Annotated in this window: 21 protein-coding genes; all 21 read left to right on the top strand. The window is 57.4% G+C overall.

Annotated elements, in window-relative coordinates; all coding sequences use genetic code 11:
* The gene (locus ACRRQW_RS16470; protein WP_438482693.1) at nt 1-1086 is read left to right on the top strand and encodes a hypothetical protein; all 1086 of its coding nucleotides are present in this window, start codon (nt 1-3) and stop codon (nt 1084-1086) included.
* 3 nt (nt 1087-1089) lie between these two features.
* Nucleotides 1090-2058 carry a glycosyl transferase gene (locus ACRRQW_RS16465; RefSeq protein ID WP_438482692.1) on the top strand — a complete coding sequence of 323 codons (969 nt, stop codon included), beginning with the start codon at nt 1090-1092 and terminating at the stop codon, nt 2056-2058.
* A complete protein-coding gene (locus ACRRQW_RS16460) occupies nt 2055-3005 on the top strand; it encodes a glycosyltransferase family 2 protein (protein ID WP_438482691.1) in 951 nt (316 codons plus the stop codon). The genes ACRRQW_RS16465 and ACRRQW_RS16460 overlap by 4 nt, the downstream gene beginning before the upstream one ends.
* Complete coding sequence (locus tag ACRRQW_RS16455) at nt 3002-4231, top strand: glycosyltransferase (RefSeq protein WP_438482690.1); 1230 nt, start codon at nt 3002-3004, stop codon at nt 4229-4231. The genes ACRRQW_RS16460 and ACRRQW_RS16455 overlap by 4 nt, the downstream gene beginning before the upstream one ends.
* Before the next feature lies 1 nt (nt 4232).
* Nucleotides 4233-5045 carry a PIG-L deacetylase family protein gene (locus ACRRQW_RS16450; RefSeq protein WP_438482689.1) on the top strand — a complete coding sequence of 271 codons (813 nt, stop codon included), beginning with the start codon at nt 4233-4235 and terminating at the stop codon, nt 5043-5045.
* Entirely contained in the window at nt 5042-5659 is a 618-nt protein-coding gene (locus tag ACRRQW_RS16445; RefSeq protein ID WP_438482688.1) for a class I SAM-dependent methyltransferase, read from the top strand. The genes ACRRQW_RS16450 and ACRRQW_RS16445 overlap by 4 nt, the downstream gene beginning before the upstream one ends.
* Entirely contained in the window at nt 5656-6933 is a 1278-nt protein-coding gene (locus ACRRQW_RS16440) for a glycosyltransferase (RefSeq protein ID WP_438482687.1), read from the top strand. Before ACRRQW_RS16445 ends, ACRRQW_RS16440 begins: the two co-directional genes overlap by 4 nt.
* Before the next feature lie 14 nt (nt 6934-6947).
* On the top strand, nt 6948-8405 hold the full coding sequence (locus ACRRQW_RS16435) for a hypothetical protein (protein WP_438482686.1): 1458 nt from the start codon (nt 6948-6950) through the stop codon (nt 8403-8405).
* 10 nt (nt 8406-8415) lie between these two features.
* Nucleotides 8416-9591, top strand: coding sequence for a glycosyltransferase family 4 protein (locus tag ACRRQW_RS16430; protein ID WP_438482685.1), 1176 nt, complete (start codon nt 8416-8418; stop codon nt 9589-9591).
* A gap of 54 nt (nt 9592-9645) precedes the next feature.
* Complete coding sequence (locus ACRRQW_RS16425; protein ID WP_438482684.1) at nt 9646-10785, top strand: glycosyltransferase family 4 protein; 1140 nt, start codon at nt 9646-9648, stop codon at nt 10783-10785.
* Complete coding sequence (locus tag ACRRQW_RS16420; RefSeq protein WP_438482683.1) at nt 10782-11366, top strand: putative colanic acid biosynthesis acetyltransferase; 585 nt, start codon at nt 10782-10784, stop codon at nt 11364-11366. The genes ACRRQW_RS16425 and ACRRQW_RS16420 overlap by 4 nt, the downstream gene beginning before the upstream one ends.
* A 20-nt stretch (nt 11367-11386) precedes the next feature.
* Nucleotides 11387-12139, top strand: coding sequence for an FkbM family methyltransferase (locus tag ACRRQW_RS16415; RefSeq protein ID WP_438482682.1), 753 nt, complete (start codon nt 11387-11389; stop codon nt 12137-12139).
* A gap of 9 nt (nt 12140-12148) precedes the next feature.
* The gene (locus tag ACRRQW_RS16410; RefSeq protein ID WP_438482681.1) at nt 12149-13264 is read left to right on the top strand and encodes a glycosyltransferase; all 1116 of its coding nucleotides are present in this window, start codon (nt 12149-12151) and stop codon (nt 13262-13264) included.
* A 22-nt stretch (nt 13265-13286) separates the two neighbouring features.
* Nucleotides 13287-14708 carry an O-antigen ligase family protein gene (locus ACRRQW_RS16405; protein WP_438482680.1) on the top strand — a complete coding sequence of 474 codons (1422 nt, stop codon included), beginning with the start codon at nt 13287-13289 and terminating at the stop codon, nt 14706-14708.
* Nucleotide 14709: 1 nt separating this feature from the next.
* On the top strand, nt 14710-15585 hold the full coding sequence (locus tag ACRRQW_RS16400) for a glycosyltransferase family 2 protein (protein ID WP_438482679.1): 876 nt from the start codon (nt 14710-14712) through the stop codon (nt 15583-15585).
* Between the two features lie 64 nt (nt 15586-15649).
* On the top strand, nt 15650-17023 hold the full coding sequence (locus ACRRQW_RS16395) for an exopolysaccharide biosynthesis polyprenyl glycosylphosphotransferase (RefSeq protein ID WP_438482678.1): 1374 nt from the start codon (nt 15650-15652) through the stop codon (nt 17021-17023).
* Nucleotides 17020-18114, top strand: coding sequence for an acyltransferase family protein (locus tag ACRRQW_RS16390; protein WP_438482677.1), 1095 nt, complete (start codon nt 17020-17022; stop codon nt 18112-18114). The genes ACRRQW_RS16395 and ACRRQW_RS16390 overlap by 4 nt, the downstream gene beginning before the upstream one ends.
* Nucleotides 18111-19511 carry a dihydrolipoyl dehydrogenase family protein gene (locus ACRRQW_RS16385; RefSeq protein ID WP_438482676.1) on the top strand — a complete coding sequence of 467 codons (1401 nt, stop codon included), beginning with the start codon at nt 18111-18113 and terminating at the stop codon, nt 19509-19511. Before ACRRQW_RS16390 ends, ACRRQW_RS16385 begins: the two co-directional genes overlap by 4 nt.
* Nucleotides 19512-19666: 155 nt before the next feature.
* The gene (locus ACRRQW_RS16380; RefSeq protein ID WP_438482675.1) at nt 19667-20539 is read left to right on the top strand and encodes a lysostaphin resistance A-like protein; all 873 of its coding nucleotides are present in this window, start codon (nt 19667-19669) and stop codon (nt 20537-20539) included.
* A 20-nt stretch (nt 20540-20559) separates the two neighbouring features.
* Nucleotides 20560-21495 carry a thiamine-phosphate kinase gene (locus ACRRQW_RS16375; protein ID WP_438482674.1) on the top strand — a complete coding sequence of 312 codons (936 nt, stop codon included), beginning with the start codon at nt 20560-20562 and terminating at the stop codon, nt 21493-21495.
* On the top strand, nt 21479-21913 hold the full coding sequence (tsaE, locus tag ACRRQW_RS16370) for a tRNA (adenosine(37)-N6)-threonylcarbamoyltransferase complex ATPase subunit type 1 TsaE (RefSeq protein ID WP_438482673.1): 435 nt from the start codon (nt 21479-21481) through the stop codon (nt 21911-21913). The genes ACRRQW_RS16375 and tsaE overlap by 17 nt, the downstream gene beginning before the upstream one ends.
* Nucleotides 21914-21923: the final 10 nt, after the last annotated feature.

Raw genomic sequence — 21923 nt, 5'->3', positions numbered from 1 at the left:
ATGAGTTTATTTTCCGCTCATTCAGGCGAGTCATTTCAAGTTACGACCCGGGGATGCATCGGCATCGCAATTCTCGCGGTCGCGCTAAGTGTTTTCTTTTTCGCGCCGCATTTGTGGTTGATGAAGGAATACACGGCTGGGTCTTTTGAATGGTCACGCGGAAACACTTTCTTGCAGCAGTGCGCCGATCCGCTCCGGCGCGACATCGAACCCGCGATGGCCTGGCGTCTTTTGCCGCCGTTTGTCGCCCACGTCCTGCATCTGCCGGGTTACACTCCGTTCGTGATTCCGTGGGCCGGCATCCTTGCCAATGTGATTTATGTTTCCGTGCTGCTACGGCGTGGGCTGAACGATTATCGATTCGTTCTTGGCGGCACGGTTTTGTTTGCCACTACCTCGGCTGTTTTAGTGCCGGTCGGTTGGCTTGGTATGAACGATTCGTGGGTCTGGCTCGGGTTGCTCGCCGTCTCCTTTGGCAAATCACGTTGGGCCGTGCCGCTGTCCTGTCTGCTCTGCCCGTGGATCGACGAACGTTTCATCATCGGATTTCCCGTCGCGTGGTTGCTTGCCCGATTCGATCGCAATGAGCCCGTGTTCGGCGTCCATTTACTCAACGCTCTTTGGCTGCTGCCCTACGCGGCGGTCCGCCTCCTGATCTCGACGCAAAACCCGGCAGTTGCGAATGTCTCCACTGGTTTTTTGCACACCCAAATCGCCTATAGCGTGGGCTTGTTGCCACTCGCTCCCCTGGCTTGGTGGATGGGGCTGCGCGCAGCGTGGCTGGCAGTCGCTTGCGCGTTGTTTGATTTATCCCGTTTCCGCGCACTGCTTGTGCTCGGAGTGTTTGCGACGACTCTCGGGATATCTTTCTTACTCGCTGCAGACATGAGTCGCTCGGTGGCCATCGCGTCTCCTTTGATCCTCGCGGGTTGCCTGAGCTTCGCGCGTCGCCATCAAGAAATCGCGCCGCGCGCGATGCTTTTGATCGGGGGTTTCAATCTTTTGATTCCAGCTGCTCATGTGGTCGCAGCTCACATCCAAGTCATCGACTCGCTTCCCATCGAGTTGTATCGTTTGCTGCGCTAACTCATGTCCGGAAAACCATCCACTCCCACTTTTGCGCAACGCCTCGGCTTGGGGCGGCTGGCGCTGGCGCTTTGGCATCAGCCGGTGAGTAAAATCCGCGATTCCCTCCGCAACGGCGGCCCGTGGCAGGAAAAAATCACCGAGCGTGGACGCCACGAAATGGAGCTCGCGGCCCGGTCTTTGCCGCCGGTGCACTATGCCGGCCCGACGCTTGAAGTGCACCTGCTCACCGGGAAAAGATTCTGGTATCAAACCGCATTCTGCCTTTGGACATTTTCTCGCCACTCGCAGCGCGCGCTCGCGCCGGTAATCTACGATGATGGCACGCTCACGGAGGAATTTCGTGCACCGCTGATCCGGCTATTTCCGCAGATCCGTTTTGTGGCCCAAGCCGACACGATTGCCCGGCTTGATCACTTTTTGCCGGCAGAAAAATTCCCGACCTTGCGCGAGCGCTGGGTCAATTATCCCAACATCCGCAAACTCACCGATCCCCATGTCGGCAGCCACGGATGGAAACTCGTGCTGGATTCGGATCTGCTTTTTTTCCACCGCCCGGAATTCCTCCTCCGCTGGCTGGAGGCGCCGGCGCGCCCGTTGCACGCGGTGGACTGCGAAACCTCTTACGGCTACTCTCGCGGGTTGATGGATCAACTCTCCGGAGGACACGTTGATGATCTCATCAACGTTGGCCTCACCGGACTGAACAGCGACGAACTCGATTGGGAACGCTTGGAGCATTGGTGCCACACGTTGATCCAACGCGAAGGCACCAGTTATTATCTCGAGCAAGCGATCATCGCCATGCTCGTTACCGGGCGTGAATGTGCCATCGCCCCCGCGAAGGAGTATCTCACGCTGCCCCTCCCGCCCGAGACGCACCACTGCCACGCCGTCATGCATCACTACGTGGCGCATTCCAAACGCTGGTATTTCCAACAGAACTGGCGGCACGCGTTAAAATCCAAGTGAGTCCGCTCGTTTCCATCATCATCCCCTGCTACAACGCGGAACGCTGGCTGGCGCAAACGCTCGAGTCCGCGCTCGCGCAAAGCTGGCCGCACAAGGAAATCATCCTGGTCGACGACGGCTCCACGGACCGGAGCTTGGAAGTCGCGCAGAAATTCAGTGGAGCAAGCGTGCAAATTGTGGCGCAAAAAAACAGTGGCGCCAGCGCAGCGCGCAACCACGGGTTGCGGCTTGCGCGCGGTGAGTTCATCCAATTTCTCGATGCCGACGATTTAATTTCTCCTGATAAAATCGAAGTTCAACTCGCTCTTCTCGAAACCAAACCCGCTGAGACCATCGCTTCGTGCGCGTGGGGACGTTTTCAGGAAAACATCCAAGCCGCCCAATTCGTCGACGACGCCGTCTATCGTGATTTTACCCCGGTCGATTTTCTCGTGCTGGCTGGAAATGAAAATGTGATGATGCATCCCTCGTGCTGGCTGGTGCCGCGCTCAGTCGTCAGCCGCGCGGGAGAATGGGACCAATCGCTTTCGCTCAACGATGACGGCGAATATTTCAGCCGGGTATTGCTCGCTAGTTCCGGGGTAAGTTATGCGAGCGACCCGCGTGCGAAAAGTTATTATCGCTCGGGATTGGCCGGCAGTTTGAGCCAACAGCGCGGTGAACGCGCGCGGCGTTCGCAGTTTCGCTCACTAGAGCTTATTTCGGAGCATCTGTTGACTGCCGAAGATTCGGCCCGCACCCGGCAAGCGGCGGCGAATTCATTTCAGCGCTTCATTTATGATTTTTACCCGGCACCGTCGGATCTCATGGAAAAATCAGCGCAAAAAGTCGCCACGTTTGGAGGCTCCAATTTAGGCTCTCCGCCGATGGGCCCGAAAACAGCCCTAATCAGCCGGCTGGTCGGCTGGCGTAATGTCTGGCGACTGAAGCATCTGTTACAAAAGTGAACCGCAACAAAAAGATCCTCATTCTCACTTCGGCCCACCTGTGCCGTAACCCGCGCGTCGTGAAAGAAGCCACCACGCTCGGTGCGGCAGGTTACGATGTGACCGTCATGAGCATTTCCGTGCAGGATCGATTCGAAAAAATCGACCTGGAATTGATGCGCGGCCTGCCCTTCAAGCGCGTGGTGATTGATTACGCTGCGAATACCGTGACGGCACGCATCACCGACTTCATGCAGCGCAGCGCGACGTGGCTCGCCCGCAAGATGTGCAGCGAACTTGAAATCGAGACCGCGCAAACACTCGGCCCGGCGCATGCCTTGCTGCGTTTCGCGAGAACTTTTCCCGCTGACCTCACCATCGTTCACACCGAAATCCCAATCTGGGCCGCGCAGCACTTGATCAAAGATGGGCGCAAAGTCGCGGTGGATGTGGAAGACTGGTATTCGGAAGACTTGCTGTATGCGGATCGTCAAAGCCGCCCGATCCAATTGCTCCGGCACGCCGAAGAGTTCGCCTTGCGCCACTCGGTTTACGCATCGACGACCGCTCAAAGCATGGCGGACGAACTCGCGAAAAGATACCGCTGTCCCACGCCCATCGTGTTACGGAACACCTTTCCTCTGCAAAAAAATCCGCGCACCGAATCCGCCCAGGAAACACCCGTGCCTTCTTTTATCTGGTGCTCACAAACGATCGGCCCCGGGCGCGGGCTCGAGCTTTTCTTTGCGGCGTGGGCCCGGACCACAAAACCCAGCCAGGTCTTCCTCGTCGGCGACGAAAAACCCGGCTACCGAGCAAAACTCATGTCGCGGTTGCCGGAGTCGAGACGAGCGGACTTGAAATTTATCCCCTTGGTCACGCCGGAGGAACTGCCCCGAAAACTGGCGGAGTTCGATATCGGATTGGCCTTGGAGCCTCGCTGGCCGTTGAACAAGGACATCACGATTTCCAATAAAATCCTTCAATACATGAACGCCGGACTCGCCATCATCGCCAGCGAAACGGCCGGTCAGATGGAAGTGGTCAACGCGGCCCCGGGTTGCGGTTTCATCGTGTCATCCCATGAAACCACGGAGTATGCGGCCAAGCTCGACGAATTGATCGGCGACCGCGCACGCCTCCGAGCGATGCAGGCCGTCTCGCGCGCGGCGGCGGAGAATATTTTTTGCTGGGAGCATGAAGTGCCACGCCTTTTAGCGGCGGTGGAAAAAGCCTTGGCTAACTAACATGAGCGGAACTTTCAGGCATCGAAAAGCCAAGCAAGTGTTACGGCAGCTGGCCGTGGAGTTGTGCGGAGGAATTCTATTTCTGGGCAGCCGGCCTTACGAAATCGAAGAAACCGTCACAGTCGTCATCGCGCCTCACCAAGATGACGAAACGCTGGCGTGCGGCGGAGTCATCGCGCGCAAACGCAATGAAGGACTTCCGGTTCACGTGGTTTTTATCACCGACGGATCCGCATCGCATCCCAAGCATCCCCGCTTTGACAGCCGCGCCATCTCGGAAATGCGCAAAGGCGAGGCCATGAAAGCACTCTCGTATCTCGGAGTGGAGCGCGGCGCAGTTCATTTTTTAGACGAGCCCGATGGCACCTTGCATTTGCTCACAATAGAACGTCGGGCAGATCTCGTGCACCGCCTGACCGACCTGTTTACGAAGATCGCGCCGAATGAAATTTTCCTTCCGTGCAGTCCTGACGGCAGCAGCGAACACGATGCCACTTTCGGATTCGTCCGCGAAGCGATTTATCGGTCAAAGATCGTGTCCACCGTATGGCAGTATCCGGTGTGGTCTTGGTGGAACCCCAGCCTCTTGTTCCGCAGCTGGCTCGGCACGCGCGATTGTCGACGCCTGCCCGTCGAGGATTACCAATTGGCCAAACAACACGCGATTAAATGCTACCGCTCTCAAGTCGAGCCACTGGCCCCGGAAAAAAAAGCCGCGTTGCCGCCTGAGCTGGTTGAGATCTTCAACTCAAATACCGAGTTCTTCTTTCGGCTGCACAATCCCGAATCACCAACCCCTAAACCCAAAAAATGAGCCGTAACTTACTCGCGCGTTTGCGCCGAAAATTCCTTCTCGAACCAGCGGGTTACGGGCGTCCGGTCGATCAGAGCGCGGTTGACGGCGAATACAAATCGGGCGCGTGGGCCCATTTCCATCAACTGCCTGAACTTCCGCGCCAAAGCGTAATCGTCGGCTATGTCTCCGAATTGTACAAAAATCCCTCGATCCTTGATCTGGGGTGCGGCAGCGGACGCCTCGCGCAGCTTTTTCAACCCCATCCGTTTCGCCGCTATCTCGGCGTGGATCTTTCGCCTGAAGGCATCCGCATGGCGCGCGACTTGGACCTCCAGCGATGCGAGTTCACCGAAGGAAATTTCGAGACATGGCAACCCTCGGAAAAATTCGACGTGATCATGTTCAGTGAATGCATCGGGTATGCGAACGACCCGGGTGCTTTGGTCGCCGCGTTCATCCCGTGGCTTGAGCCCAAAGGCACCGTGGTAATTTCACATTTTCGTTTCGGACACTGGCAAGCCCACTGGCGGCGCGTGGAGCAGCACCTCGAAACGTTCGAAGCAACCACGGTCGCCAACGCGAAGGGGCAGACTTGGGATATCCGGCTTCTGCGTCCGCGCACCACGGCGTGAGTAAACGCGTCCTCATCGTCAGCCCGCATTTTCCACCGGTAAATGCACCGGACATGCAGCGAGTCCGCACGAGCCTCCCCGACTTTGTCAAAGCCGGTTGGGAGGTAACCGTCCTCACCGTCGACGATCCAACGCCCACGGCGCCACTCGAACCCGAGCTGAACAACACCGTGCCAGAGTCGGTCAACGTCGCACGCGCGCATTGTTTTTCCCGTAAATGGACGGCGAAATTCGGCCTCAATAATGTGGCTCTGAGGTCACTCCCCTTTCTCTTTTTTCGAGGCTGTCGTTTACTAAACGCCACACGTTACGACGCAGTCTATTTTTCCACGACGATGTTTATCGTCATGCCTTTCGGTCGCATTTGGAAAGCACTCTATGGCGTTCCTTACGTCATCGACCTGCAAGATCCTTGGGTCAGCGACTACTACGAGCGACCCGACGCACCACGTCCGCCCGGTGGCTGGAAATACCGCGTCGCCCACGGACTCGCCTTGATGCTGGAGGGTTGGAGCCTGCGCAAAGTATCGCACTTGATCGTAGTGTCGCGCACCTACGGCGATTTCTTGAAGAAGCGTTACGCTGATTTGGCTCACTTGCCAGTCACTGAAATTCCCTTCGGATCAGCGGAGCCTGACATCCAGTTTGTGAGAGAAAATCTCCCGCACCGCGCCGCCATTCTGCCTGCGGGCAGTTTGCGCGTGGTGTTCGCAGGGGCACTTGGCCCGGGCATGATGACGTCTGTAAACTTATTCTTCGCAGCTATTGCCGAAGCGCGCCGCCAAGGTCTGCCCGTTTCCGCACATTTTTTTGGCACCAGCTATTCAGCCGCGAACGAAGCGAAGAACGCGACCGGCGTATTTGCCGAACGACATCACGTGCACGATTTCGTGCACGAAAGCCCGGCGCGCCTTCGCTACCTGGATGCGCTGCAAGTCACGCTCGAAGCCGACGTAAATCTTGTTTTGGGGTCGACCGATTTGGCTTTTACGCCTTCGAAAATTGCCAATGTCGTGGCTGCCCAGCGTCCGATTCTCGCCATCGCTCCCGTCGGCAGCGCAACCATCGAACGATTAAAGGAGTTTGGTGAGGCATACGTTGTTTTCTCCGACCATGAATCGCCCGCCCGGAGCATCGCGCACATCGTCGAAATAATGCGCGCCGCGCACACTAAAACGCCGGCAATCAAAAAAACACCGAACGTTAGCACTGGCACGAGCGAACTCGCGGCGCGACAAATTCGCATTCTCGAGTCGGTTTTCGGAGCCAACTAAACGAGGCAAATACTATGGAATTCGTAAGTCGCGGCCCGCAAGAAGGAGAAGCTGTCGTCGATTACTCGCTGCTTGGCGGCGAGCATGTCGAGCGAGGAAAGCGGCTTTATTTAACCGGTTTAGCGCTGCTTGGGGTCGCGCTCGCTTACCTCGGTTACACGGCGAATGTCCGTGATATTCTCCACCTCTGCCAAGGACTGGTTATAATCACGCTCTCGGTGTTACCGGCGCTATTTTGGGCTAAGACCGGTGGTAGCCGTTTTCCCGTGTTCGAACCCGTGATGCTGCTTTGTGCGAATGCTTACGGCATGCCCATGCTTAACGCTTCCGAGCAACTCGCGGAGTATGCGTCCGAGGTTATCAGTCTCGCGGGGTGGACGGTGATCGCTTATCAAACAGTGGGGATAGTCGTCTACCAAACGACCCGGGGAATTCCCAAGCGAACCCCTTTCTGGCGCGATGCGATCATCACGAGCCAACTGGAGAAGCTGGTCGTCTACGGAATGTTTCTTTCGACGATCTATTTGTGGATGGATACTTTCCTGCCGGGCACGATTCCGCGCGAACTCAACAGCGCATGTCGCGCAGTGTTTTACGGCATCAGTATTCTGTGCACATTCGTCAGCACCCAGCGTTGGGGTCGCGGCGAAATGAAGCCTCAGGAAAAAACCATCCTGATCATTAACTTGGTGCCTCAGCTTCTTTTCATGAGTGTCGGCCTGGTGCTCATTGGCGCAATCAGCACGATCGGCATCGGCTTGCTCGGATACCTGTCAGGCAGCAAACGCGTGCCTTGGGTGGTCATTATTTTTATCTTCACGATCATCGCAATTTTGCACACCGGCAAAACCAAGATGCGCGCCATCCACTGGGATCAAAAAATTCCCGGTCCTTCCAGTGTCACCGAATTGCCCGCGTTCTACACTCAATGGTTCGAATACGGCATGCAGCCCAGCGGTGAAAATAAAACGGCGAGCCGCAAGCTGCTGGAGCGCTCATCGCTCATGCACATTCTCTGCTTGGTCGCGACTTACACCCCGGATCGCCAGGATTACCTCTACGGCAAAACTTACGCCTACGTCCCGCCGCAATTAGTGCCACGCTTGCTCTGGCCGGATAAACCCCGTTCCCACATCGCCACCTACGAACTCGCAAAATATTATGGCCTGCAAAGCGAGGAAGACACCGAGGCCACCACCATTGCATTTGGATTGCTCGCCGAAGCCTACGCCAATTTCGGGATCATCGGGGCCATTTTACTGGGGGCCACGTGGGGATTCATGCTCAAGAAACTCCAAATATGGTCGACGTTCAGTCCCATGTTTTCATTCGCCGGTTTGTTCATGGTGTTGATGACCGCCTGGTCATTCTCGGCGGAACTCACGATGGCCGCTTGGGTTTCATCACTCGAACAAGCCGTGATTGTCGTTCTTGGAGTTCCGATGATCATCCGCGCGTTGTTCGGTCTCTAATCTTTAACCAATGGCTCGTCTCGCAATCGTGCTCTCGCACCCAGTGCAGTATTACAGCCCTTGGTTCCGTTGGCTGCAGGCCAACACTTCCCTGAAATTCAAAGTGTTTTATCTGTGGAAATTTGGCGTCACTGCTCAGCAAGATCCGCAATTTAACACTACGTTCCAATGGGACGTGGATTTACTTTCCGGCTACGAATCCGAATTTGTGCCCAACATTTCTCGCGACCCGGGCACGCATCATTTTCGCGGACTCAACAACCCCACGCTGGGCACACGTTTGTCGGAGTGGAAACCAGATGCAGTGCTGCTCTTTGGCTACAACTGGCTGTCGCTGCAACGGGCACTGTGGTGGGCTCGCTTGCGAAAAGTCCCGGTGCTGTTTCGCGGAGACTCGCACCTGCTCGGGCGCGGCACATTACCCATCTCCCGTCGACTGCCGCTCAGCCTGCTCTACCGGCAGTTCACGGCGTTCCTTTACGTGGGCAATGCGAACCGCGATTACTTCCGCGCGCTCGGAGTGCCTGCGGGGAAACTTTTCTTTGCACCGCATTCAGTTAACGCCGCCCATTTCAATCCCGCGGACGAAGCCACCCGCGCGCGGGCGATGGCCGTGCGGGAGCAACTCGGGTTGACCGGTCATCGTATCGTGCTTTTCGCGGGGAAATTTCACTCCCGAAAACAACCCGTGGAGTTGCTGGAAGCGTTTCAATCGGTTGCCGGCGCGCACCATGCGCTGCTGTTTGTCGGTGACGGCGATGAAAAAAAACGCCTTCAAGCCGCGGCGGCCAAAACGCCCCACCTGAAAATCTGTTTCCTGCCCTTTGCCAACCAGAGCGAGATGCCCGCCCTTTACCTGGCCTCGGATATTTTGGCCCTGCCCTCACGCGGCAGTTATGAGACCTGGGGATTGGCCGTGAACGAAGCCATGCATCTCGGCAAACCGGCGTTAGTTTCAGATTTGGTGGGTTGCCAGACAGACCTCGTAATCCCCGGCGAAACTGGTTGGGTGTGCCGGGCGGACAACCAAGCGTCTCTCACCCAGGCGCTCAATCAAGCCCTTCAGACTTCAGAACCCGAAATGCGCCGCATCCAAGCAGACGTTTCCACTAAAATTTCGCACTACACTTACGCTCAAACTTCCGCCGGGTTGCTGCAAGCGATGGCAAGCCTGGGCTCTAGTTAAACTTCCCGGTTCATCTTCATGCGCATCACCATCGTAGGAGGCTTCTTTCTCCCCGTGCCACCCATTCTGGGCGGCTCCACCGAAAAAATCTGGCACCGCCTCGCCCGTGAATTTGTCGCGGCCGGCCACACCGTCACCATGGTGTCACGCCGCTGGCCCGGTTGGCCTAACGTTGAAACTGAACTCGACGGCCGCCTCACGCACCTGCGCCTGCGTGGGTGTTCACACACGCGATTTCTCCCGATCAATCTTGTGCTCGATTTTTTCTGGGGATTGCAAGCGGCCTGGAATCTTCCGAAGGCGGACATCGTGGTCTGCAACACGGTCAGCCTTCCCGTCTATTTAAAGTGGATTAAAAAGAGCGCTGGCCTCGTCGCCGTGGTGCTCGGTCGCATGCCCAAGGGCCAGAATCGCGCGTATGCTTCGGTCGACAAATTACTCGCGACCAGCACTGCCGTGGCCGACAAAATTCACGAGGAAAATGCCAGCCTTGCGCAACGCATTTTCCGTTTCCCGAATCCCATCGACTGGAAACTCCATCGCGATTCCTCCACGCAGCACCTTGGTGGCCCGCTCGTGATCGGCTATATTGGACGCATCCATCCCGAAAAGGGTCTGGAGCAACTACTCGACGCCGCCTTGATGCTCGCCCAGCGCACGGACTTGCCCCCGTGGCGCGTCGAATTAACCGGACCGGTCGCGATTGAACAAGGCGGCGGCGGCGAAGCGTATCGCAATACGCTCGCCGAGAAATACCAGACGAAACTCGGCGAACGTTTTTTGATTCGTCCCCCGGTTTATAATGCCACCGAACTCGCCCAAATTTACGGGCGCATGGGGGTGTTTTGCTACCCGAGCCTCGCGGCCAAAGGCGAAGGGCTGAGCATCGCCCCGATGGAGGCGATGGCGGCGGGGGCCGTCGCCGTGGTGTCGACGCTCGACTGCTACCGCGACTTGATTCGCCCGGATCAAAATGGATTTCAATTCGACCAATCGCGCCCCGACGCAGTGGCGCAACTCGGTGGTATTCTCTCGCGCCTGCTCCTTGAGCCGTCACTTCGCGCTCAAGTCGCCGCGCAAGGCCAACTCGATGTGCGGCGCCATGATTACGCAGAAACCGCGCGCGCGTTGCTCGATGAGTTTGGGAAAATGACTGCCGACTCTGCGAAAAAACAACTTTCGCCTGCTTCGTGAACACCCCTGACAGCCCATTCCTCGGACAAAACTGCGTCACGCCCTACCCGAAGTCGGCGGTGCTTGCGCGTTGGTTGTGGCTGTTTGTCCAGTCGACGATTTTTCGGTGGAGCCCGCGTCCGCTGCACGGGTTTCGCGCGGGATTGTTGCGCTGCTTCGGAGCCGATATCACCGGCCCCGTGGTCATTTTTCCCACGGCTAAAATTATTTTCCCAAAAAACTTGTCGCTGGCTCCACGCAGCATGATTGGCCCGAACGTTAACATCTACAATCTCACCACGGTGCGTTTGGAATACGGTGCCAACATCAGCCAGAACGGTCACCTTTGCGCCGGCACGCACGATTTCAAGCAATGGTCGATGCCTTTGGTAACTGCCCCGATTACGATCGGCCGCAATGCCTGGCTCGGTGCGGATGTCTTCGTCGGCCCAGGAGTTTCGGTGGGCGAATTGTGCGTCGTAGGCGCACGTTCAGTCGTCGTGAAAAATTTACCGCCGCTCCATATTTGCGCAGGCTCGCCCTGTCGGCCCATCAAGCCGCGGCCAATGCCCCGTGAGCCGAATGTGGGAGTGGAGAATTGAACACCATTTTGCGTCATGCTATGGTGAAATTAACCCGCTCACTTGTCTTTAGTCGCCGACTGCCGGCGCGATTTGGCGGTGCGCGATTGCAAGTCAGCCCGGCGGCGTCGCTGGCCTACCTTCGATCGTTGGATCGCCCGAACTGGCAGGATCTCTACGAATTTGCTTCACGCCATGTGCAGCCGGGCAACGTCGTTTGGGATGTCGGCGCCAACCTGGGAGTGTTTAGTTTCGCCGCGGCGCACGTTGCGGGAAGCCGCGGCTCCGTGCTCGCCGTGGAGGCTGATCCTTGGCTCAGCACGCTCATTCGGCGCTCCACCTTGCAATCACGCCCGGAGGCCGCGCCGGTGGAATCACTATGCGTCGCGATCTCCAAGCAGTGCGGCCTGCAATCGTTTGAAACTCCCGAATGGACGCGCTCGGGCTCACATCTTTCATCAAGCACGGGAGCCAGCGAAAAATTAGTCGGGAAATCCGTCGAGTCTCATCCCACCATCACCGTGTCTCTCGATTGGTTGTGCGAACAACGGCCCCCACCCGATGTGTTGAAAATCGATATCGAAGGGTCCGAACTCGACGCACTGCAGGGCGCGGAAATCCTCCTCTCCCAACATCGGCCAAAGATTCTATTGGAAGTATATGAACGCAGTGCCGACGAGATTGCCGCGCTCTTTCATCGCCACCGCTATGATTTATACGATGCTGAAGATGGCTGGAATCTCGCCCGTAAAATTACGCGGCCAGCTTACCAAACCCTGGCTTTGCCGCGATAATCCCTGAAAGTGCGTCTGCTTCACATAGTGCCGAGCTTGGAGGAACGTCACGGCGGACCTTCGAAATCCGTGCGGTCGCTGGCCAACGCTTTGGCCGGACAAGGCGACCAAGTGGATTTACTAACGACCTCCGACGAGCCACAAAAAAAAGCGATCGTTACGGATGCGGCTAAGATTACGGTTTTCCCGCGCGCCGCGCCGCGATGGCTCACCTGTTCGCCCCAGCTTCGCCAGCATCTGCTGACCACGCCTGCAGACTGCATTCACAATCACGCGCTCTGGTTGCTGCCACTGAATTACGCCGCTAAGGCCGCCAAGAAAAATGCTGTGCCGCTCGTAATCTCGCCACGCGGCATGATGAGCGGTTGGGCTTATCAGCATCGGCGTTGGCGCAAACGCATCTCCGAATTGTTTGTCCACCCGGGCGCATTTTCAGCTGCGTCTGGCTGGCATGCGACCAGCACTCAAGAAGCGGACGATATTCGGGCGCTTGGATTTAAACAGCCGATCTGTGTGTCACCGAATGGCGTGCCCATTCCCACCGATGAGGAATTAGCCAGCGCTCGCACGACGTGGCATCAGTTGTGTCCAACGACAACCTCACGGCCGGTCGCTTTGTTTTATTCCCGCTTCCATCGTAAGAAGAGGCTCAAAGAGCTCATCGCACTCTGGCTCAAGGAACCGCGCGGCGACTGGCTTTTGCTCATCGCCGGCGTGCAGGAAGATTACACGGCAACCGAACTCAGTGCTGAAATCACCGCCGCTGGTGCCCAGGATAAAATCGCGGTGTTTGATGGCAACGGCCTGCCGGCGCCTTATGCGATTGCCTCGCTTTTTGTCCTCCCGTCGCACTCAGAAAATTTTGGCCTCGTGATCGCGGAAGCCCTCGCGGCTGGCGTGCCGATCGCCGTGACCAACACGACGCCGTGGGAGGGCGTGGCCAATGAATCATGCGGGTGGTGTGTGGCGTGGGAAAATTTCCCCGCTGCTCTTGATACCGCGCTCGCGACTCCGCTCGATGCGCTGAAACTCATGGGGCAACGCGGACGGGCATGGGCTGCGCGGGAGTTCTCGTGGACCATGGCCGCGCAAAAACTGCAGGGTTTCTATCGCCAGTTGAAATGAGCATTCTCCATTTAAGCATCGTATGAGGAAGTCACAAAGCAGCAGTCCGCTGGAAACACTGGTGCTGGTGCATTTTTGCACGCTGTTGATTTTCACCTCGTGGGCGTTTGGCGGGCAGGCGCCGTGGGCGCGTCAAGTTATCGCGGTGCTCGGCGGCGTCGGCGTCGTGTTATTCATTATCGCGTGCCTTACCCGCGATGCGGGACACGAATCAGGATGGAAAGCAGCGTTGCGACTCTTATGGCCGCTGTGGATCTACGACGTCATCGTGATTATCAGTTGTTTCAATCCGAGCTTCCGCGAAATCGGTCTGCCGGGCGACGAATCGCTCGCGATGATCGATCCGATTTCGTGGTTGCCCAGCGCGGCGAGGCCGAAACTCGCGGCGCGTGAACTCTGGCAGTTCAATGCCATCGTCCTCTCCTGCTATAATCTCTACCTGATGTTGCCCTCGCGCCGTGCCGTGAGGAAAGTGCTGCTGACGATCAGCATCAACGCAGTCGTGCTCGCCGTGTTCGGCACGTTCCAGAAATTGATCAAAGCGAAAGGGCTTTGGCTAGGGCTCGTGCCTTCACCCAACGACAAATTTTTCTCCACGTTTATTTACCATAATCATTGGGGTGCTTTCACGATCCTCAACACGACCGCGTGCCTGGCCCTGCTTTTCTATTTCCTGAGACGGGGCGGCCACCGGGACATCTGGCATTCACCGCTGCCACTTGGGTTGATGGCTACGCTGTTGCTGGCAATATCGGTGCCGCTCAGTTCGTCGCGGTCATGCACCGTGCAGATGGCGATTTTATTGTTTGGTGCATTCGTGCACTTGCTCGTGCGGGTAATCAAGCGGCGTCGCCAGATGAACGAGTCGCCCTTCCTCCCCATCGCGGGAATCGCGCTTGCGGCGGTGCTTTCGCTCGGCGCGATCGGCTATCTCGCCCGTGACGTCATCGCTCAACGCAGCCGCCTCACCTCCGAACAACTCACTACGCTCGCCAAGGAAGACACGATGACGGCGCGGATCGTTTTATACAAAGACACCTGGCGCATGGCGGCGGAAAAACCCGTTTTTGGCTGGGGCTTGGAGAGCTACGCGCATGCCTTCCGCATTTTTAATACGCAGCGCGCCGCAGAAATGTGGATCTGGATTACGTTCTACGCCGAAGCACACAACGACTGGCTGCAGTCGCTCGCGGAAGTCGGTTTTGTCGGCACGACCCTGCTCTTACTGCTGGGCTTGCTGCCGCTTTTTGCCGTGCCGTGGCGACGGGTCGAGTCGACGGTCCCACGCTACCTGCTCGCTGGCTGCAGCCTGATTTTGCTGTATGCGTGGCTGGAATTCCCTTTTGCCAATCCCGCCGTAATGCTGACTTTCTGCGCACTTTTCTACTGCGCGATCCGTTACGCCTTACTCGACACCCAGAATCAAGACGACTCGACCCGCTAATATGTCTGCACGTTTTCCTATTTCAGTCCTGATCCCGGTAAAAAACGAAGCCGACAATCTGAAAGACTGTCTCGCCTCGGTCGCGTGGTGCGACGATGTCGTGGTGGTTGACTCAGGCAGCACGGACGGCACCCGTGACATCGCTCTGCAAGCGGGTGCGCGGCTAGTGGATTTCAAATGGGACGGCCATTTTCCGAAAAAGAAAAATTGGGCGCTCGCCAATGTGGCTTGGAAAAACGACTGGGTGTTCATCATCGACGCCGACGAGCGTTCCACGCCGCCCCTCGCTGCCGCGATGCAAGCTGCGCTCAAGCAGGATCGCATTCAAGGCTACTACGTTAACCGGCGCTTCTGGTTTCTCGACGGCTGGTTGAATCATTGCGGCTACTATCCGAGTTGGAACCTGCGCTTCTTCCGGCACAAATTGGGCCGCTACGAAAAAGTTGCCGACACCGCCGGCACCCGCTCCGGCGACAATGAGGTGCATGAACACGTGCAACTGGAAGGCGCGTCCGCTTACCTTGATGGCGAGATGGAACACTACGCGTTCCCAGACATTTCAACCTGGGTCGAAAAACATAATCGTTACAGCAATTGGGAAGCGCGCCTGCAGTTCGAAGCCCAAACGAGCGGCGGGAGCCACGTCGATGATCCCGAGATCGAAGCCGGCCTCGCCCGCAAGCGCCGCTTGCGTCGCCTTGCGTGGTCGCTGCCCTTTCGCCCGACGATCCGCTTTGTTTATCACTACGTCTGGCGCGCGGGATTTCTGGATGGGTATCGTGGATTCGTATTTTGTCGATTGATGGCGTGGTATGAATTTCTGAACGCCGCCAAGGCACGCGAACTCAGCCGCCTGCATAAAGCCGCCCCTCGATGAGCCATGGCCACCCATCAAGTTCCATTTGCATTCGCTCGCAAAGTGCGGCGTTAATGAACCATCCATGACTCACGGAAGACGCATCACGGTCGCCTTGATCCTGCTCGACATCGTCGCGGTCGTGTTGGCTTTCAATTTTTTCACCTGGCTTCGAGTTGGGGCTCACTTCTATGAGCCAGTGTATGGGCCGCTGCTGATGCCGGTGATCATCCACTTCATCGCGGTTTACCTGATCGACGGTTACAGCCTGCGCACCGACATGATGTCGGTCAACTATACGAGCCTTCACACGATCTCGCTCACGGCGGTGTTGTTTTTCACGCTGCTGTTAACGTTCGTTTTCATTCCCGCAGGCTATCCGCTGCAGGTCAGTCGCTTCATCGTCACCGGCTCTTGTCTCGCGCTCATTCCGGTTTCCCTGAGCTATCGGCGCATCTTTTATCACCGGCAACTCGCCCGCAAACAGCAGCGCTATTTCATGTTTCTCGGCAGCCCTGAAAGCTGCATGGCCTTCAAAGAAGAATGCCGCCGCAACGCAATGAGCCAATCGGTGCTTTACGCGACGCACACCACCTTCGTCCCCGACATTGCGACCGGGCACAATGTTTCCACCCCGCCGTTCGGCGATGTGAATTATTATTTAAAGGAATACGAATCGAGCATCGACGCCATCATCCTACGCGAATCGAGCAAGGATCTACCCGCGTCGGTGGCACAGAGACTGATGGAACTTCATTTTTCCGGTGTGCCCACCTACACCCTCGAATTATTTCACGAAGTCTATTGGCGGAAAATCCCGCTCTATCGCCTGAACCAAACCTGGCTCTTCCAAGGTGGCTTTCAAATTGCTCGTGAACCGGTATTCGAACGTTTGAAGCGCATCAGCGACATCATCCTCTCATCGCTCGGGTTGATTCTCACGCTGCCGCTGCTGCCTTTCGTGGCGGCGCTGATCTGGCTTCAAGATCGCGGGCCCATTTTTTTCCTTCAGCCGCGTGTCGGGAAAAACCGGGAAATTTTTAACGTGGTCAAACTTCGGACCATGCGAGTCACCGACGGCAAAGGAAACGCTTACACTCAGGTCGGCGATAACCGCATCACGCGCATCGGTCATTTTCTGCGGAACACCCGGCTCGACGAAGTGCCCCAACTCTGGAACGTGCTCAAAGGCGACATGAGCTTGATTGGCCCGCGCGCCGAATGGGTGCGCTTGGTCGAAGGTTACGAAAAGGAAATCCCGTGTTATCATTTCCGCCACTTGGTAAAGCCCGGCATCACCGGCTGGGCGCAGATCAATTATCCTTACGGCGCCAACCTTGAGGACACGAAGCGCAAGTTGGAATACGACCTCTACTACATTCGTTACTTTTCGTTCACGCTCGATGCTTCGATCGTGCTAAAAACGATTCACGTCATGCTGTTCGGCAAAGGTCGATGAGTCCTGCCCCGAACGTGGTGAGCAGGCGCTATGAATCGCTGGATCAATGGCGCGGATTCGCCGCCGGCTGGGTGCTGGTTTTCCACGCCATCAACGTGTGGCTGATCGAAAAACCGGACCTCTTACCTGCAGCGGTCGCGTGGTTTTGCCAACAAGGCTGGTTGGGCGCGCACATTTTTTTTGTCGTCAGCGGCTACTGCATCGCCGAACGCACTGCTCGGGAATACCGCCAGCGAGGCTCGACCAGTTTATTTCTCGCGGATCGGTTCATGCGCATTTTCCCTCCCTACTGGGCCGCGCTGGTGCTCGCGGCCGCACTTGCGCTGCTGGCCGCAGCGACGCAGGGCGTCTCTCCAAGCCATGAACTACCCCAAGGCGCCGCCGGTTGGGGGCAATCGATTACCGCCACCGAGCACTGGTTTGGTCGGCCAGAATTTCTTTTGGTCGTCTGGACGCTTTCTCTCGAAGTGGGATTCTACCTTCTGGCCGGCGCATGCCTCCAACTTTCTCTTTTTACCCGCTCAGCTTGGACGGGCTGGGCTTTGGCGATTGGCCTGATCCTGCTCGGGCTTGCGCCGGCAGTTAATCGCTATTCGTCACTTCTACAGTTCTGGCCGCATTTCTCGCTGGGGGGAATCGTATGGTTGATAAGTCAGGCTCGCTGGCCGGTCTCCGTCCGCATTCCGGTAGGAACGGGCATTTTGTGGGGAATCGCGATTCTTGCGGGCGGGTTGAATTACCAAGCGATGCACATATTCTACTTCGTGCTCGGCTGCGCGTGGTTGTTGCTCGTTCTAAAACCATTCGACGCCACGCTTGCAGCCACTCCTTTACTCGCGTGGCTGGGCTGGCTGGGAACATTCTCTTATTCTCTCTACCTCGTGCATGCGCCGGTGGTGGGCAAGTTGCGCAACTTGGCCAGCCGTTCTTGGCCGGCGTCGCGACCTGGTTCACTTTGGGTAATCCTGGTCGCTTGCGCCGTTGCGGTGGTCGTGGCATGGTATTTCTTCAAGCTGGTTGAACAACGTTCCGAACGCTGGCGTAAGGCGCTCATCGGCAAGTTGGGCGCCCGGCTGATCTCCTCACCATGAAGACTTACGATTTCATCTGTATCGGCGGCGGCAGCGCCGGTTTCAATGCCGCGCGCCTCGCGGCGAGCTACGGAAAAAAAGTAGCGGTAGTCGACGGCGCAAAGCAACTGGGTGGGCTCTGCATTCTGCGCGGCTGCATGCCGTCCAAGACGCTGATCTACGCGGGCGAGATCATGCATCACGCAACGCACGCGGCGCGCTTCGGCATCAAAGTCGGTCGTGTCTCCGCGGACATGAAAGCGATGCACGTCCGCAAAAAAAGAATCATCGCCGATTTCGCCGATTATCGCGAACAAGCGCTCAAAAGCGGGCGCTTCGATTTGCATCAAGCTTACGCGACTTTTATCGACTCGCATACGATTCAGCTGTCGAACGGCGAGGTGCTGAAAGGAAAACATTTCCTCATCGGCACCGGCTCAAAAGTCAGCGTGCCGGATATTCCCGGTCTCAAGGAAACCAAGACCTGGACAAGTGACGAGGTGCTCGACTTGGATTTCGTGCCCAAGAGCGTGATCGTCCTCGGCGGAGGCATTGTCGCGACTGAACTCGCGCAGTTTCTCAACCGCATCGGCTCAGAAGTGACATTGATTCAACGCAGCACCCACGTGCTACGCGAGCACGCGGCCGACTCCGCCAAAGTCATCGAACAAGCCTTCCGCGATGAAGGCATCGAAGTCATCACGGACACGAAACTCACTTCGATCTCTTCAGGAAAAGGCGGTGTAGCGGTTAAATTTGAGCAAGCCGGCAAATCGAGCATCCGTCGGGCCGCGCATTTGTTCAACGCACTCGGTCGCGAGCCGGCGACCGATAAACTGGGCCTCGCTGCCGCCGGAGTCAAAGCCGACGACAAAGGGCAGATTAAGATCAATCGCTGGCAGCAAACCTCGGTGCCGCACATTTACGCGGCGGGCGACTGCTCGGGGCCGGTTGAAATCGTGCATATCGCCATTGCTCAGGCCGAAGTCGCCACCCGTCACGCGTTTCGTCGCAAGGAAGCCAAGCCTGTCGACTACTCCCAACTGTTGCACGTCGTGTTTACCGATCCGCAGCTGGCGACGATTGGACTCGACGAAAAAAAGCTGAAGGAACGCGGCGTCAAATACCTCAGCGCGTCCTACCCGTTCAACGATCACGGAAAATCGATTTTGATGGAGGCAAACTACGGCTACGTGCGGGTCTTCGCCGAGCCGAAGCGCGGTCGTATTCTTGGCGCAGAAATTGTCGGCAAGGATGCCGGCGAACTCATTCATTGTTTCTCTACGCCGATCACGATGCGTGCGACCGTGCGCGATATGCTGCGAGCACCGTGGTATCACCCGACGCTGGCGGAAATCATCACGTATCCGCTCGAGGAAATCGCGGAGAAGTTGCCGCGCCGCAAACCCGCGCGCTAGCCGCGAGGAGTCTACGACAGGCGCTTAGTGAGTTGGATCGATGGGCCATCGGCTGGCCTTCGATCCGCCAATCCAACCGGATGCAAGGGGAATGCTCCCGAAACGATCGCGGTTCGTATTTGACCACGGCGCGAGCAAGCATGGGATTACGGTTCATGCCCACCGAGCCGATCCAAGTAACCATTGCCCTGTTCGAAATGGCCCTGCTGCTGGCCGGTCTCGCGCTGTTGTTCGTCCTGCTCTCGAAGAAGTCGCGCGAGCAATGGCTGAAACCGAATCGACTGCCGGCATGGCCCATCAGTCCTTTTGAGTTCGTGCTTTTTTTGAGCCTGATGTTCTCCACCGGCCTCATCCTTACGCTAATCGTCAAAACTGGCCTCGGCACACTGATCAGCGCAGCGGAGGATCGCGAGGGTTTGGAGATTTTTGCCTACGGAGCTGCAGGTAGTGGTGGCACGATCATCGGATGGTTTCTTTTCTCCGTGCTGAGGAAACGGCTCTACACTGACTACGGCGCACAACCTGCCCCGCTTTCCACTCAGGCCCTTCCGCTGTCGTCAGCGCAGTCTTTGCGCTATGGTGCGGTAACCTTGCTGGTGGCTATGCCCATCGTCACGATTGTGAGTCTGATTTGGGGTTATATTTTACGGCGCATCGGGCTGCCGGAAGACCCGCAACCGCTGATTGCCATTTTTGCAGGGACGAGATCTTTGTGGGTGATCCTCGGCATGTTGACCGTCGCCTGCGTGCTCGCCCCCGTCAGCGAGGAGTTGATGTTTCGCGGCGGCGTTTTCCGTTTTCTTCGCCAACGCACCGGTCGCACGGTCGCGCTGGTTGTCAGCGGCCTGCTCTTCGGCGCGATGCATCAAAACTGGGCCGGCTTCATCCCCCTCGCGGTGTTCGGCGCGATTCTCGCCGTAGCTTATGAGACGACCGGAGATATCCGCGTGCCGATCGTCGCGCATGCACTTTTCAATTTGAATACGGTAATGGTCGTCTTGTCGGGTCTGCCAGAAATCGCAAAATGAAACCCTTCACGCGCACTCGCATGCAATCCGTCGCCGCTTACGGCGAACTGCGGTTGATCACCGAGATCAAGCGATGGCTCGGTAACGTCTCTCCGAAAACGCCGTTCGGAATCGGCGACGACTGCGCGGTGATTCCTCCCACCAAGCGCCATCAGCTCGTTACGACTGATCCCGTGATTTACGGACAACATTTCGACGACACCGTGCGGCCGCAGGATGTCGGCGCAAAATTATTGAAGCGCAATCTGAGCGACATCGCGGCAATGGGCGGTCGCCCGGTCGCAGCGGTCATCTCGCTCGCGCTCGCGCCCGAGACAGACATCGCGTGGCTGAAAAAATTCTATCTCGGACTCGCCGCCACCGCCCGCGCTCATCACGTGCGCATCGTCGGCGGCGATATCACGCAAGGCCCGGCTGGATTCATCGGAGCGTTTCTCACGCTGCACGGTGAATCGACTGGCAAACGTGTGATCACGCGCACGGGCGCGAGCGCGGGCGACCATATTTACGTCACGGGAAATTTGGGCGGCAGCCTGGCCGGACATCACTATAACTTCGCACCGCGACTCGCTGAAGGCCGTTGGCTGGCGGGGCGCAGTGAAGTGCGCGCCATGATGGACGTGAGCGACGGCATCGCGAAAGACCTGGATTCACTCACCACGCGGGGGCTCAAAGCTTCGCTCAACGCAGCTACGATTCCGGTAAGCCGGGCCGCGCAGCTTCTCGCGAAAAAAACGCAGCGCACTGCTCTCGAACACGCGTTGTGTGACGGCGAAGATTTCGAATTGCTCATCGTCGTGCGTCAGCGCGCGGATATTTCCCGATTCGAGCGCGCGTGGAAAAAACGTTTCCCCCGCGTGCCGCTCTCGCGCATCGGCCATTTTGTGTCTGGTAAAAAACTTCTGACGGGTGCCTTGAACCTCTCTGCCTATCGCGGCTATGAACACCTTCGATAGATTGCGCCGCGGGATCACGACCGCATCGTCAGCAGAAACCCGGGCACTCGCGGCCGAGTTGGCGACGGCGTTACCCGTGAACAGCACGCTCGCGCTGCACGGTGACATGGGCGTTGGCAAAACCACTTTCGTGCAAGGCCTCGCGCACGGCCTGGGGATCAAAGAAAACGTCACGAGCCCGACGTTTGCCATCTACTCGGTGTATCGCGGCGAAACCCAACGCTTGATTCACCTCGACGCGTATCGCCTGGAAAACGAGCACCAACTCGACGACCTGCTACTCGATGAATTTTTAATTCCGCCCTACTGCCTCGCCGTGGAGTGGCCTGAGAAAACCGGTTTGTGGCTGCCGAAAAACGCGCTCCATCTCACGCTCTCGATTGAGAACGGTGACCGGCACACGCTGCGACTGAGCTAGAAAAAGTTCG

The organism is Oleiharenicola lentus, from assembly GCF_051660365.1.
Taxonomy (GTDB): Bacteria; Verrucomicrobiota; Verrucomicrobiia; order Opitutales; family Opitutaceae; genus Lacunisphaera; species Lacunisphaera lenta_A.
The sequence above is the reverse complement of the archived record's forward strand: the minus strand, read 5'-3'. Positions and strand labels throughout refer to the sequence as shown.